Below are 13,807 nucleotides of genomic sequence, written 5' to 3' on the forward strand. Positions count from 1 at the left end.
GCGATGCCCGGCCTCCGCCGACGAGCCCTCGACCGGCTGCGCGCCCCGTTGCGGGAGGTGGGCCTGAACACCGTCGCCTTCGCGATGATCATCGCGATCCAGCAGCTCCTCGTGTTCCCGGGGCTGGGCCGGATGCTGCCGCCGGCCGGGTTCTCTCAGGTCATCCTGCTCATCACGATCTCCACGATCGCGGTCAACGTGATCGGCGGGGAGGCGTCCAAGGTCGCGCTGATCCGCGGGGAGGCCTATCGGAGCCGGGCCCTGCCCTGGGATGCGCCGCGGATCGTGCTGGGCGGGTGCGCCCTCATCATCCTCGCCGTCGTCGTCCTCGCTGTCGCGCGCCTGCTGCCGGTGCCGATCGCGGCCCCGTACGCGCTGATCACCGTGCTGGGGATCCTCCGCACCTTCGGCACCACCCCGGACAAGCACCGCGGAGCCTTCCACCGGGTCGTGCTCGCCCATGCGGCCTACGCGGTCGGGGCCGTCGGCGGGCTGCTGCTCGTGCCGGCGACGGGCAGCCCGTTCACGCCGTTCCTGCTCGCGGAGTCGCTCTGCGTCCTCGTCGTGCTGATCATCCGGCGCCGGCACCGGGAGGTCCCGCTGACCCTGCGCCGGACCCGCGCCTTCCGCGGCACGCTGCGACCCTACCTGGGGCTCGCGCTGATCGCCCTGCTCATCAACGCCGTGACGTACCTGGATCGGCTCCTCATCACCCCGCTCCTCGGCGCGGAGGCGCTCGCGATCTACTACAGCGCCTCGGCCCTCTCGAGCAGCCTCGCCCTCGTGACGAACCCGGGCGGCAACGCACTGCTCGCACGGCTGGGCCGCATGCCCGATGCGCGGCGCCGACAGGTCTTCGCCCGCGGCGCCCTGGTCGCCCTGCCCCTCGTCCTGCTGTGCTGGGGAGCGAGCCTCGTGATCGCCGCGGCCGGGCTGTTCGCGCTGTACCCGGGCCATGCGCGCGCGGCGCTCCCGCTGCTGCTGCCGGTCTCGCTCGCCGCGGCGTTCTCCAACGCGTCCTCCCTGCTCGCGCCGCTGCTGCAGAGGTTCCTGCCGGTCCGCCGACTGCTCGGGTTCACGGCCTGCTACGCGGCCGTGTACCTCCTCGCCGTGATCGTCCTCAGCGCCCGCTGGAGGCTCCCGGGCTTCGCCTGGGCGACGGCCATGGCCGCCGGGGCGCTGTTCGCCCTCTACCTCGCGCAGGTCCGCGCGACCGCCCGCACCGGCTTCCGCCGTGCCGGCCCTCCGGGTTCGGCCCGGACCGCTCCCGCCGATCCCGTCGCCCCCGCGACCCCTGCGAAGAGGTGATCCCGCATGTCCTCGCACCCGGCCGGTCGCCCCCCGGCGATCCTGCGCGTCATGATCGTCGCGAACTACAGCGCCGACGCGATCACCAGCAACAACCGCTTCAACGACCTGGCGCGCCGCTTCGCCGCCCGCGGCGCGGACGTCGAGCTGGTCACCTCGCGGTTCTCCCATGCGCGCAAGGTCCCGCGCACCGACGGCTTCGGACCCACCCCGTACACGCTCACCCGGCTCCACGAGCCCGGGTACGCACGCAACATCTCCCCCGCACGGCTGCGCAGCCAGGCCGTCTTCGCCCGGGAGGTCACCCATCACCTCGACGGACTCGCCGCGCCTCCGGACCTGCTGCTCGCGGCGGCGCCCCCGCCGGCCGTGGCCGCCGCCTGCGGCCGCTACGCGCGCCGGACCGGCTGCACCTTCGCGATCGACGTCCAGGACCTGTGGCCCGAGGCCTTCGCGATGGTGGCCCGCTTCCCGCGGCTGATCGGTCTGGCCTTCAGCGGCATGCGGCGCCTGTCCCGGGAGGCCTACACGAGCGCCCACCGGGTCATCGGCGTCTCCCGCACGTACACGGAGGCGGCCGTGCGGGACGGCGCCGATCCCGCCCGGACGCGAGTCGTCCTGCTGGGCACCGACCTGGGCGGCTTCGATGCGCACGCAGACGCGCCGATGCCGCCCCTGCTCACGGCGGCGGGTCCGCTGTCACCGCCCGTGATCGGCTACGCCGGCGGGCTCAGCGACAGCTACGACCTGGGGCTCGTGATCGACGCCCTCGCCCTGCTGCACGCCGCTCCGGACGCCCCGCCCCGCCCGACCCTCCTGGTGATGGGCGACGGGGCGCGACGGGAGGAGTTCACCGACCGTGCGCGCCGCGCCGGGGTCGACGCCCGCTTCACCGGGAACCTGCCCTATGCGCAGATGGCGCGGGGCCTCGCGGCCTGCGAGATCGCCGTGAACCCGATCGTCGCCGGTTCCGCGGGCAGCATCCTCAACAAGGCCGGGGACTACGCCGCAGCGGGACTGCCGGTGGTCAGCTCCCAGGAGTCCCCCGAATACCGCGAGCTCCTCGCCGCCCATGGGGCCGGGATCTCCTGCGCCCCCGGGGACGCGCCCGCGATGGCGGAGGCGCTCGGCCGGCTCCTGCGGGATCCGGGGCTGCGCTCCCGTCTGGGCCGAGGCAGCCGCCGCATGGGCGAGGAGCTCTTCGACCGGGCCGTCACCTATGAGGCGATGATCGACGATCTGCTGGAGGCGGTCCATGAGACGCGCGGACGCTCCTGAGGCCCCGACGGCCCCGCCGCACGGCGCGGCGAGGGCGCCGCGCGGATCGGCGAGGACCACGGCACGGCGGGCCCGGTCAGCCGATCCGGCCCGTGACGCGCACGGCCTCGTGCTTCGCGCAGACGGTCCCGGCCCTGTAGTCCTGCCAGCCCTCCTCGAGGGGAAGACCGAAGGCCTGGGCGAGGCAGAAGCGCGGGACGTCGGCGCCGGCCAGGTGCATGACGGGATAGCCGCCGCCGAACCGCGGATTGATGTCGACCACCGTCGCGGTCCCGTCCTCCTCGAGGAACACGTCGAGGTCGATGAGGCCGCTCAGCCCGCCGGCCGCGGCGAGACGCTCCGCGAGCAGGCGGAACGGCCCGGGAGCGACGGTGACCGCCTTGTCCGTCTCTCCCGCGCGCATCCGCAGCTTGCGTCGAGCCAGCACCGCCCGCAGCGTCCCCGGATCCCGCAGGTCGCCGACCAGGTCGACGCCGTGCTCCGTCCCCCGCAGACGGGGCTGGACGATGACATCATCCGCATCGGCGTCCCCGTCCCCGCGCGGGGGTGCGCCACGGATCGCCCGGGCGAGCGCGGCCTCCAGGGCGGCGTCGTCGGCGGCGGGCACGAGCACGAGACCGGACGAGCCGCTGCCCCGGCGATGCTTCACGACCAGCTGATCGTTCCGCGCAGCCAGAGCCGCGATCCCTTCCCGGTCCCCGCCCAGCACGGTCACCGGGACCTGCACTCCGATCTCCCCGAGCATCTGCGTCATCTCGTGCTTGTCCGCGCAGGCGCGCTGCCAGGCCCGATCCAGTCCGGGCACGAGCACGCCGCGGGCACGCAGCTGCGCGGCGAGGTCGGTGCGCCCGTGCAGCCGGTCGAGCTCGTGGTCGTTCAGGGAGAGGAACAGGCGCGGTCGCAGCTCCCGGACGAGCGCGAGCAGGGCCGCGGGATATGCGGGGTCGGTGCAGAGCGGCAGCTGCCGGGCGAGGTCTCCCGCGCCGGCCGCCGCGCTCGTGGGGTCGTGCTCGGCGACCGCGACACGCCCGGGCAGACCGAGCGCGGCGAAGGCCTCCCGGAACCAGTCGACCAGGTAGACGCGCCGTCCCGCGGAGCTGATGAGGATGGTGGGGACCTCGTTCATCGCAGGCTCCCGGCGAGGCTGCGCATGAGGATCGGAGCATCGGACCCCTGCCCGGGTACGGGCCGGAAGCCCAGCCGGGCCCAGGGCCCGTCCGCGGGCGGGCCCGCGACGGCGGGGGGATCCGGCAGCCGCATCCGGATGGCGGCGAAGCCCTCCTCGCGGGCGACGCCCAGCATCATCTCCGCCGCACGGGAGCGCACCTCCGGCGCCGCGGAGCCGTCGACGCAGACGTCGATCGCGAGCTCCGCCGTGTCCGAGCCCGCCTCCAGCGGCCGCAGCGCGCAGCGGGCGAGCACCTCCCCGGATCCCGCCGTGCGGACGCTCCACCCCGCGCCGTCCCGGTGCAGGGCGTGCCCGCCGATGCGCCGCGGACCGAAGAAGTCGCTCATCGTCGCCCGTCCCTCCTCCGCGATGCCCTCCCGACGCAGGAGGGCGGGCACGGTCGCCAGCAGGATCCGCAGATCCGTGGCGGGTCCGCGGCGCTGTACGTACTCCACATCGAGCGCGAGACGATCGTCCCAGCTCACAGCATTGCGCCCGGAGATCTGTGCGAGCCCGGTCAGCCCGGGCAGGACCTCGTGCCGGCGCGACTGCTCCTGCGAGTACCGCTCGAGGTACCGGATGCGCAGCGGCCGCGGCCCGACGAGGCTCATCTGGCCGCGCAGCACGTTCACGAGGCTCGGCAGCTCGTCGAGGCTCGTCGAGCGCAGGCCGCGACCCAGCGTCGTCATCCGGTCCTCGTCGGTGACGCGTCCCCGGACAGGGTCGACGTGGTGCATCGTGCGGAACTTCAGCAGCGTGAACTCCTCGCCGTGCCGGCCCGGACGCGCCTGGCGGAACAGCACCCCGGGGCCGAGCCTCCATCGCACGAGCACCGCGATCTCCAGGATCAGCGGCCACAGCGCGAGCAGCGCTCCCCCGGCCGCCAGCACGTCCCCGACGCGCTTGGCCCGTTCGTACATCGCCGATGGAACGTCCGACGTCGTCCTGCGCATGGAACCGCCCTCCTCCTGGCCGACGAGCGACCCTCCCCCGCACGACGTCGCGGTCCGGTCGCTCTCCGGCAGAGCAGCCCTGCACGCCGTTGACGGATTCCCCGGCGATGCTATCGGCCCCGCCCGGCGCGAGCCATGGAGGACCCCCCGACTGCATCCCCGCTTGCCCACCGACGGCGAGCGGGCCCCACACCGCGCAGGCACCTCGGTTCCCGCGTCACCACCACTCGAGAGGACGAAGGACCATGGTCACCTCCACACCCCGGGTCATGCCCGCAGCACCGGCCGTCTCCGCAGCTCGCCGCGCCCTGGCCGCGGCGATGAGCCGCGGCCGGACCGAGCGGGGCGCGCGCTCGGTGCGCCGCGCCCTGGAGCAGCCGGGCTCCCAGGCCTCCCCCGACCGGATCGCGCGGATCCTCGCCCACGCGAGGGCGCACGTGCCCTTCTACCGTGCTCTCGCGGGCACCCCGTTCGCACAGCTTCCGGTGGTCTCCAAGGCGATGATCCTCGAGGATCTGCCGACGTTCCTGGCCGAGGGCGCCCGTCCCGGCCGTCTTGCCTCGCGCATGTCCTCGGGCACGTCGGGGGTGATCTTCACGTCCTACTTCGACGCGCGGCGGATCGCGCATCATCGGGCGGAGCTGGTGGGCGCCTACCGCTTCCTGGGCGCGGATCCCTTCGGCTCCTTCCTGCACTGCCGGGACTGGTTCGAGGTGACGCGGACGCAGCGACGCTCCGCCGCCCTGCGCGGCCAGTTCCTCTACGCCGCCGAGGAGGACGAGCGGACCGTCCTGGAGGTGGCGAGCTGGCTGAGCAGGCGGCGCGGGAGCGTGGTCATCGGCCTGTGCTCCTACCTCGAGATCCTGCTGCGCCGCTTCGAGGACCTCGACGTGCGGATCGAGCCCGGGGCCGTCGGCGTGGTCCTCGGCACGGGCGAGCCGATGACCGCGGAGCTCCGCGCACGCACACGGCGCCAGCTGGGGGTGCCGCTGTCGATGCGCTACTCGAACACGGAGAACGGCCTGCTGGGCTTCACCCGGCCTGGGGAGAGCGTCTACTCGCTGAACACGCACGCCTTCCACGTGGAGATCCTGCGGGACGGCTCCGATGCTGCGGCCGCCCCCGGGGAGGTCGGTCGGATCGTGGTCACGGATCTCGAGAACCGGGCCCTGCCCTTCCTCCGCTACGACACCGGCGACATGGGCCGCTTCGCCCTCGACGCCTCCGGCACGGTCCTGCCGGGGACCCTCGCGGAGCTCTCCGGACGCACGCGGGACTTCCCCCTCGCCGGCACCCCCTCCGCCCCGCGGCGCGTGACGCACATCGTGGTGTTGAACGCCGTCGAGCACATCCCCGGGATCCGGCAGTTCCAGCTGCGCCAGCACGACCTGGGCCGCTTCACCTGGGTCGTCAACGCCGTCCCGGATCCGGCGATCGACGCCGGGCTGCGGGCGGTCCTCGATGCGGAGATCGGCGACATCGTCTCCTGCGAGGTCGTCTACACCGACGGTCCGCTGCGCACCGGCACCGGGAAGCGGCAGACCTTCGTCAGCGAGATCCCGGATCCGGAGGCCCTGCTGCGCGCGGCCCGCGCCGCATGAACGGCGCCCCGCCGCGACGGAGGATCGTCGCGACGGGGCGCTGCGGGGACGGCTCAGACCAGCTCGAGGCGCGAGCCCTGCCGGTTGAGGGCGATCACCGGGGTCACCGTCGGGTGGCCGGCCGCGCGGATCCTCTCGAGATCGGCGACCAGCAGCGCGGTGCCGGCCTCGACGCGGTCGCCCGGGGAGACGAGGGTCGTGAAGCCCTCGCCCTTCATCTGGACGGTGTCCAGGCCCACGTGGATGAGGACCTCGGTGCCGTCGTCGAGCTGGAGCGCGACCGCGTGTCCGGTCGGGAACACATGGGCGACGATGCCGCTCGCGGGAGCGACGACGTGGCCGTCGCTGGGCTCGATCGCGATGCCGGGGCCCATGATGCCGCCCGCGAAGGTGGGATCCGGGACCTCCTCGAGCGGGATGACCCTGCCCTGGAGGGGCTGGCGCAGACGCACGATCTCGGTCAGGAAGCCTGCCCCGGCGGGAGCGGTCTCGGCCGGGGCGGTCTCCGTCACGGGGGCCGCGGCCTCGGCGGCGGACGGGGCCTGGATGCGCCCGGCCATGAGGTCGTCCATGGCGTCCTTGATGAACTGGACGTTCAGGCCGTAGATGACCTGGAAGGACTTCCCTCCGGGCTTCATGACGCCGGCGGCGCCGTGGCGCTTGAGGGCGCCCTCGTCGACGATCGAGTGATCGGCGATCTCCATGCGCAGGCGGGTCGCGCAGTTCTCGAGCTCGAGGATGTTGGCCTTGCCGCCCAGGTCGTCGATGAAGTGCGCGGCGATGCCGACGAAGCCGGAGTCCGCGGAGCCCTCGGCGCCGTCGGCGCCGTCCTCCAGGTCCTCGTCGTCCTCGCGGCCCGGCGTCTTGAGCCGGAACTTGAGGATCATGAAGCGGAACACGAGGAAGTAGACCACGAACCAGAAGACGCCCATCACCGGGATCGCCCACGGGTTCTGGGCCATCGGGTTCACCCAGCCCAGCACGAGATCGATGAAGCCGCCGGAGAACCCGAAGCCCATGCGGACCGGGAGCAGAGCGCTGATCGCCATCGAGATGCCCATGAACAGCGCATGCACGACGTACAGCGCAGGCGCCAGGAACATGAAGGAGAACTCGAGGGGCTCGGTGACGCCCACGAAGAACGAGGACACCGCCCCGGAGAGCAGGATGCCGGCGGCGATCTTCCTGCGGGTGTCCTTCGCGGTGACGTACATGGCCAGGGCCGCGCCGGGCAGACCGAACATCATGACCGGGAAGAAGCCGGTCATGTACTGGCCCGTGACGCCGTAGGTGCCCTTGCCCTGCTGGAAGTTGATGAGGTCGTTGATGCCTGCCACGTCGAACCAGAACACGGAGTTCAGGGCGTGGTGCAGGCCCAGCGGGATGAGCATCCGGTTGAGGAAGCCGTAGATGCCGGCGCCGATCGGCCCCTGGGTGACGATGAACTCGCCGAAGAGGACCAGGCCCGTGTACACGAGAGGCCAGACGAGGAACAGGACGAGGGCGATCACCAGGGACATCCCCGCGGTGACGATCGCGACCGAGCGGCGGCCGGAGAAGAAGGACAGCGCATCCGGCAGCTTCGTGTCCTTGAACTTGTCATAGGCGAAGGCGCCGATGAGGCCGCAGATGATGCCGACGAACACGTTCTCGACCTTGGTGAAGGCCGGGTCCACGTCCGCGACGTCCGCGAGGCCCTGGAACTTCGCGATGTTGTCCGGGCTCAGCAGCGTGGTGACCGTGAGCCAGGAGACGAGGCCGGCGAGGGCCGAGGTGCCGTCCGCCTTCGAGGCCATGCCGATGGCGACGCCGAGCGCGAACAGGACGGGCATGTTGTCCAGGAGCGCCCCGCCCGCGGCGGAGAGGAACACCGCGACGACGTTGCTCTGGTCGCCGGTGGCGGTCGTGATCCAGTAGCCGATGCCGGAGAGGATCGCGGCGACCGGCAGGACGGCGACCGGCAGCATGAGCGATCTGCCGAGTCGTTGGAAGAACTTCATCGATACCTCCGAGTGCGGGTTTCGCGGAGCGGGCGCCACCGGGTGCGGCCGCGGGTGTGGGGAGCTGCTGTGACACGGGGTCTGCGTCACGGGACAGACGTGAGGCTACCGCCCACAGAATGTTCCCAGTGACCAGATGTGACGCATTTACTGTGCAATCTGCCACGTTCGATCAGAACCTGCAGGTGAGCGCAGCGGACCCGGGGCCCTTCTCAGCCGATGGGGTAGGACACGAAGGCGAACCGGTCCGAGGCGGGTGCCCAGCTGTTGACGTTGATGGTGCCCTGGCCCCCGGGAATCGCGTACGCGCGCACGGGCCGCGACCAGTCCGGCAGCTCGACGAGCTTCACCACCACCTCGCGGTCCTCGGGGTGCCCCAGGGTGCCCGGCGGATACGTCAGATAGCTCGCCCAGCGGCCATCCGGGGAGGGATGGGGGAACCAGTCGACGGTGCCGCTGATGAGGACGTGCTCGGGCCCGTCCGCTGCGGGCTCTCGCATCCCCGCCCCCGCGTGCCGCGCTCCAGCGCCGTCTCCGATCCTGCCCGGGGCCGGCACCCGGGTGATCTGCGCGTGCCCGGGCGCGCTCGTGAAGGCCTCGCTGGAGCAGAGGAGCCAGCGGCCGTCAGGCGTCCACTCGGGGCCGTCGACGTGACCGGTGCCGGTCGGCACGTGCGCCCGCTCCCCCGTGGCGAGATCCTGGACGACGAGCCTGCCCTGCCAGTGCGTGTCCACGTCGACGTAGGCGAGCAGCGCCCCGTCCGGGGAGATGCCGTGCAGGAAGTGCCCGCCCTCACCGGTGGTCACCGCCTCGACCGGGCCGCCGTCCAGACGCCCGCGATGGATCTGCCCGTCGGCGGCGGACATGTAGATGTGCGCCCCGTCCGGGTGCAGGACGTGGTCGTTGTTGATGGGCGGCAGGCCGTCGAAAGGGATCTCCCGCAGCCGCGGCCCCGTCCGGACCTCCGCACCCCGTGGGGAACCCGCAGCGGCCTCGGCCGCAGGAGCGGGAGCCGTCGGAGCCGCTCCCTCTCCGCAATCGGCCACGGGCGGGAGGTCGAGGGAGAACAGCCGCCCCTCGCCGTTCAGGAGCAGCCGTCCCCCGGCGGTCCAGTTCGGGGCTTCGAGCAGGATCTCGTCGGTCTCGAAGACGATCTCCGGCTCGGCCAGTTCAGGTCCGCCGATCATGACGACGGTCCGCTGGCCCGGTCGCAGGGTCCGCATGGGCATGTCTCCTCGCGATGCTCCGGCGGGCCCGGCCCGCCTGGCCGACGGCAGCGGCGTCCGCGACGCCGCGCCCGGGCCGCGCCGTCACCTGCGGCGGGTCCTTCCCGTACTCTCTCACCTCCGGCAGGCCGGTGCAGCGGGATCCGCGACGGGCCTCGGCCCGGCGTGCCCCGACGGATCCGGCGGCACGCCCGCGCTGCACGCACACCACCACCCACTCCCCCGCGTCGTCCGTGTCGGACCCGCTCGCGCGCCGAAGACTTCTGGAGCCTCAGTGCGGGAAAGCGCGTGCTCGCCCGAGTCACGGCCGACTGGCTCCAGAAGTCTCCGATCTGCGACCGGAACGCGGACGGCCCGGGCGGCGCGCCCCCGCTCATGCAGGGAGCGCGCCGCCCGGGCCGCCGGGGGTGACCGCCGCGTGCCGCTCCGGGCCCGGCGGCATCGGCTCAGCGGTGCTTGAGGCTGCCGCGGAGGTCCGGGACGTCCGCGAGCAGCCGGCGCGTGTACTCCGCCTGGGGATCGAAGATGACCTCCTCGGTGGCGCCGCGCTCGACGACCTTCCCGTGCTCCATCACCGCGACCCGGTCCGCCAGGTACGTGGCCTGGCCGATGTCGTGGGTGATGAACAGGACCGTCAGGCCCAGATCGGCCTTCAGATCGTGCAGCACGTTCAGGACGTTGACGCGCAGCGAGGCGTCGAGCATCGAGGTCGCCTCATCGGCCAGCAGCACCTTGGGGCGCATCATGAGCGCCCGCGCGACCATGATCCGCTGGCGCTGCCCGCCCGACATCTGGTGCGGGTACTTGTGCAGCGCCTCCTTCGGTGTGAGCCCGACGTAGCCCAGGCATTCCTCGATGAGGGCGTCCGCCTCGTCCCGCGGGACCGAGGCGAGCTTGAGGCTGCGCCGCAGCAGGGAGCCGACCGTGAAGAACTGGTTGAAGGAGGCGAAGGGGTCCTGGAAGACGGCCTGCACCTCCGTCCAGTACTTGCGCAGCTCCGCGCCCTTGATATGGGTGACGTCCTGCCCGCGGAAGGTGATCGTGCCGGAGGTGACCGGCATGAGCCGCAGCAGCATCCGGGCGAGCGTGGACTTGCCGGAGCCGGACTCGCCCACGACGGCGAGGACCTTCCCCGCGGTGAACTGGAGGCTCACGTCCTGCACGGCGTGGACCTTGTTCCCCGCCACGGAGAACACCTTGTTGACCTTCTCGCAGGCCAGCACCGCCTCTCCGTCATCGGGGGCGCTGTGGGAGATCATGCCGTCCTCGGAGACGACGATCCCGCCGGAGGTCCCCGCGGGGACCTCCGCCGCACGCCGTCCAGGGGTCTGCTCGTTCACGGCTTCGCTCCTTCGGTCGAGGAGGGACGGACCAGGCCCGAGCTCCCCTTCAGCCATTCCTTGCCCTTGCGGCGGGTCTCCGCCGTCGGATCGAGCACCGCGCCGAGCAGCTTCTCGGTGTAGGGGTGCTGCGGGTCCTCGACGAGCTGGGCGGTCGGGCCCATCTCCACGATCTCGCCCTTGTTCATGATCGCGAGCTTGTCGGAGATCTGGGAGAGCACCGGCAGGTCGTGGGTCACGAAGACGACGCCCGACATGATCCGCTGCTCGACCATGGCCAGCAGCATCTCCACGAGCATGCGCTGGCTGGACACGTCCAGGGCGGAGGTCGGCTCATCGGCTATGAGCAGGCGCGGGTTCAGCAGCGTGGAGATCACCGTGATGACGCGCTGCTTCATGCCGCCGGAGAGCTGATGGGCGTACGAGTCCAGCACCCGCACCGGCATCTCCAGCATCTTCAGCCGGTCCCGGGCGAGGTCGAGGGCCTCGTCCTTGTTCGCGTTCTTGTCGTGGGCGCGCATGACGTCCACGACGAGGCTGCGGATCCGGACCGTGGGGCTGATCGCGTTCATGGCGCCCTGCGGGAGCATGGACACGGTCTTGCCGCGGTAGGGCCGATGCGCCCGCACATCGGCCGCGTTCAGCGTTGCGAGGTCGATGACCTTCCCGTCGATCTCGAGGCTTCCGGAGAGCACGTACAGCGGCGGCGTCGCGATCATCGCGAGCGCGTTGCCGAGCGTGGTCTTCCCGCACCCGGACTCGCCGGCGAGGCCGATGATCTCCCCTTCGTTCAGCTCGAGGGACACGTCATGGACGGCGGTGAAGTCCTGCTCCCCGCCTCCGTAGACGCAGCGGATGTTCGAGGCGCGGGCGAGGATGCCCGGGCCTGCCCCGGGCTGCGGGGCGGACGCGGCGGTCATGCGCTGTCTCCTGCCGTGCTGCGGGTGGTGCCGATCGCGGTCCGCGCCGTGGCCGCGAGGGCCTTGGCCTCCGCGGCGCGCCGTGCGGCCGCCTTCTTCATCTGCTTCTTCTTGCCGCGCCGGAGCCTCGGGTTGAACACCTCGTCGAGGCTGGCCTGCAGCAGCAGGAAGCCGAAGGAGACGAGGGTCAGCACGATCGTCGGGGGGAGGAACGCCCACCAGGCGCCGCTCGCGACGGCCTGGAAGGCGAGCGCCCAGTGCAGCTGGATGCCCAGGGAGTCCGCTCCGGCCGGGCCCAGGCCCAGCATGGACAGGGCGGATTCGGCGAGGATCGCGCCCGAGACCTGCAGCACGAAGGCCATGACCGTGTAGGACAGGATGTAGGGCAGCACGTCCTTGACGAGGATCTCCGGCAGCCGGGCGCCGGAGAGCCGGGCCACGTCGATGTGCTCGCGGGTCGCGACGGAGGACGCCTGGGCGCGCACGGCACGGGCCGTCCACGGCCATGAGGTGATGCCGATGACGATCGCGAGCGACCAGATGGTGCTCTGGGGGATCGAGATCGAGATCAGGATCAGCACGATGATCGAGGGGATCGCGAGCACCACGTTGGTGACGCCCATGAGGAGCTCCTCGAGCCAGCCGCCGACGAAGCCGGCGAGCAGACCGATCCCCACCCCGATGGTGGTCGCGACCGTGCCTGCAACCAGGCCGATGATCAGCGAGGTGCGGGTGCCGGCCATGAGCACGGCCAGCACGTCGTGGCCGAAGTTGTCGGTGCCCAGCAGCAGTCCGTTGCCCGGGGCGTCGTACAGGGAGCCGACCTTCTCGCCGGAGCTCGTGGGATACACGAAGCCGGCCAGGCCCAGCAGGACGACGATCACGACGATCACGAGGGCCACGTAGAACCGGGCCGACAGGTTCATCGTCCGCAGCGGGTTCAGCCGGGTCAGCAGCGACGCCTTCTTGGGATCGCTGAGGGTTGCCATCTCTGCGGTCATGTCACTTCTCCCCGGACTGTGCAGCGCGGATGCGCGGGTCGACGATGCCGTAGACGATCTCCACGCAGTAGTTCGCGAGCAGCACGGCCACCGTGATGATCAGCGTGATCGCCTGGATCACGGGATAGTCGTTCCCGGTGATCGCGGCGAACAGGAGCGTGCCCACGCCCGGGTAGCTGAAGACCAGCTCGGTGATGAGCGCGCCGCCCACGAGCGTGCCGATCGAGAGCGCCAGACCCGTGATCTGCGGAAGCATCGCGTTGCGGAAGATGTACTGGGTGATCTTGTTGTCGCCGATGCCCATGGCCCGCGCATAGTTCACGTAGTCGCCGCCCAGCTCGTAGATCGCCATCGAGCGCATGCCGACGGCCTGGCCGCCGATGAACACGACGACCAGCGAGAGGAACGGCAGCCAGTAGTAGCTGAGCGCGTCGGAGAGGAACTCGAAGCTCCACTCCGGGGTCATGCCCAGCGAGTAGGCGCCGCCCACGGGGAAGACCCCTGCCACGACGGCGAGGCCGTACAGCAGCAGGATGGACAGGCAGTAGTACGGCATCGAGGACAGGAACAGCGCGCTGGTGAACACGCTGCGATCCCAGTTGCCGCCGCGGAAGGCCGCGATCGCGCCCACCAGGTTGCCGAGCACCCAGCCGATGAGGATCGCGGGCAGCTGCACGGCGATCGACCAGGGCAGGGCGTCGGCGAGCAGGTCGTTGACGGAGGCCGGGTACGAGGCGAAGGAGGTTCCCAGATCGCCCCGGAACACGTTCCCGAGGTAGGTGAAGAACTGCTGCCACAGGGGCTGATCGAGGCCGAACTCCTTGGCGAATCCGTCGTAGATCTGCTTCTGCTGCTCACCGGTGATCGAGCCGCCGCGGGCGAGGTTCGAGACGATGACGTCGACGGGATTGCCGGGCACCAGCCGCGGCAGCAGGAAGTTGAGCCCCACTGCCGCGAGCAGTGCCACGACGTACCATGCCGTCTTCGTGGCGATGTAGCGTCCGAGCTTCAT

Annotated in this window: 11 protein-coding genes; 3 read left to right on the plus strand and 8 right to left on the minus strand. The window is 71.6% G+C overall.

The features are described from left to right. Positions 1 to 3: 3 nt before the first annotated feature. Entirely contained in the window at positions 4 to 1,308 is a 1,305-nt protein-coding gene (locus tag ACFFF6_RS02415; protein WP_376977880.1) for a polysaccharide biosynthesis protein, read from the plus strand. A gap of 6 nt (positions 1,309 to 1,314) precedes the next feature. Continuing rightward, positions 1,315 to 2,586, plus strand: coding sequence for a glycosyltransferase family 4 protein (locus tag ACFFF6_RS02420; RefSeq protein ID WP_376977882.1), 1,272 nt, complete (start codon positions 1,315 to 1,317; stop codon positions 2,584 to 2,586). A 76-nt stretch (positions 2,587 to 2,662) separates the two neighbouring features. On the opposite strand, the gene ACFFF6_RS02425 is transcribed toward ACFFF6_RS02420, so the two are convergent. Continuing rightward, the gene (locus ACFFF6_RS02425) at positions 2,663 to 3,712 is read right to left on the minus strand and encodes an ATP-grasp domain-containing protein (RefSeq protein WP_376977884.1); all 1,050 of its coding nucleotides are present in this window, start codon (positions 3,710 to 3,712) and stop codon (positions 2,663 to 2,665) included. Then, positions 3,709 to 4,707, minus strand: a complete 999-nt coding sequence (locus ACFFF6_RS02430) for a sugar transferase (protein WP_376977886.1) — start codon at positions 4,705 to 4,707, stop codon at positions 3,709 to 3,711. Before ACFFF6_RS02430 ends, ACFFF6_RS02425 begins: the two co-directional genes overlap by 4 nt. A gap of 269 nt (positions 4,708 to 4,976) precedes the next feature. Between ACFFF6_RS02430 and ACFFF6_RS02435 the strand changes: the two genes are divergently transcribed. Beyond that, the gene (locus tag ACFFF6_RS02435) at positions 4,977 to 6,308 is read left to right on the plus strand and encodes a phenylacetate--CoA ligase family protein (protein WP_376977888.1); all 1,332 of its coding nucleotides are present in this window, start codon (positions 4,977 to 4,979) and stop codon (positions 6,306 to 6,308) included. 53 nt (positions 6,309 to 6,361) lie between these two features. Here ACFFF6_RS02435 and nagE read toward each other — a convergent pair whose 3' ends face one another. From nagE to ACFFF6_RS02465, 6 genes are all read right to left on the minus strand, one after another. Further along, positions 6,362 to 8,308 carry an N-acetylglucosamine-specific PTS transporter subunit IIBC gene (gene nagE, locus ACFFF6_RS02440; RefSeq protein WP_376977890.1) on the minus strand — a complete coding sequence of 649 codons (1,947 nt, stop codon included), beginning with the start codon at positions 8,306 to 8,308 and terminating at the stop codon, positions 6,362 to 6,364. 212 nt (positions 8,309 to 8,520) lie between these two features. Then, positions 8,521 to 9,537: a TolB family protein gene (locus tag ACFFF6_RS02445; protein WP_376977892.1), complete on the minus strand. Its 1,017-nt coding sequence runs from the start codon at positions 9,535 to 9,537 to the stop codon at positions 8,521 to 8,523. 443 nt (positions 9,538 to 9,980) lie between these two features. Beyond that, a complete protein-coding gene (locus tag ACFFF6_RS02450) occupies positions 9,981 to 10,874 on the minus strand; it encodes an ABC transporter ATP-binding protein (RefSeq protein ID WP_376977894.1) in 894 nt (297 codons plus the stop codon). Beyond that, entirely contained in the window at positions 10,871 to 11,794 is a 924-nt protein-coding gene (locus tag ACFFF6_RS02455) for an ATP-binding cassette domain-containing protein (protein ID WP_376977896.1), read from the minus strand. Before ACFFF6_RS02455 ends, ACFFF6_RS02450 begins: the two co-directional genes overlap by 4 nt. Next, positions 11,791 to 12,795 (minus strand): ABC transporter permease, encoded by a 1,005-nt coding sequence (locus tag ACFFF6_RS02460; RefSeq protein WP_376977898.1) that lies wholly within the window; start codon positions 12,793 to 12,795, stop codon positions 11,791 to 11,793. Before ACFFF6_RS02460 ends, ACFFF6_RS02455 begins: the two co-directional genes overlap by 4 nt. Before the next feature lies 1 nt (position 12,796). Further along, entirely contained in the window at positions 12,797 to 13,807 is a 1,011-nt protein-coding gene (locus tag ACFFF6_RS02465; protein ID WP_376977900.1) for an ABC transporter permease, read from the minus strand.

This window comes from Brachybacterium hainanense, from assembly GCF_042434575.1.
Lineage (GTDB): Bacteria > Actinomycetota > Actinomycetes > Actinomycetales > Dermabacteraceae > Brachybacterium > Brachybacterium hainanense.

What these genes read in the sequence shown, in the direction of transcription:
- ACFFF6_RS02415 (WP_376977880.1), top strand. Translation starts at nt 4, where the DNA reads ATGCCCGGCCTCCGCCGACGAGCCCTCGACCGGCTGCGCGCCCCGTTG.
- ACFFF6_RS02420 (WP_376977882.1), top strand. Translation starts at nt 1,315, where the DNA reads ATGTCCTCGCACCCGGCCGGTCGCCCCCCGGCGATCCTGCGCGTCATG.
- ACFFF6_RS02425 (WP_376977884.1), bottom strand. Translation starts at nt 3,712, where the DNA reads ATGAACGAGGTCCCCACCATCCTCATCAGCTCCGCGGGACGGCGCGTC.
- ACFFF6_RS02430 (WP_376977886.1), bottom strand. Translation starts at nt 4,707, where the DNA reads ATGCGCAGGACGACGTCGGACGTTCCATCGGCGATGTACGAACGGGCC.
- ACFFF6_RS02435 (WP_376977888.1), top strand. Translation starts at nt 4,977, where the DNA reads ATGCCCGCAGCACCGGCCGTCTCCGCAGCTCGCCGCGCCCTGGCCGCG.
- nagE (WP_376977890.1), bottom strand. Translation starts at nt 8,308, where the DNA reads ATGAAGTTCTTCCAACGACTCGGCAGATCGCTCATGCTGCCGGTCGCC.
- ACFFF6_RS02445 (WP_376977892.1), bottom strand. Translation starts at nt 9,537, where the DNA reads ATGCCCATGCGGACCCTGCGACCGGGCCAGCGGACCGTCGTCATGATC.
- ACFFF6_RS02455 (WP_376977896.1), bottom strand. Translation starts at nt 11,794, where the DNA reads ATGACCGCCGCGTCCGCCCCGCAGCCCGGGGCAGGCCCGGGCATCCTC.
- ACFFF6_RS02460 (WP_376977898.1), bottom strand. Translation starts at nt 12,795, where the DNA reads ATGACCGCAGAGATGGCAACCCTCAGCGATCCCAAGAAGGCGTCGCTG.
- ACFFF6_RS02465 (WP_376977900.1), bottom strand. Translation starts at nt 13,807, where the DNA reads ATGAAGCTCGGACGCTACATCGCCACGAAGACGGCATGGTACGTCGTG.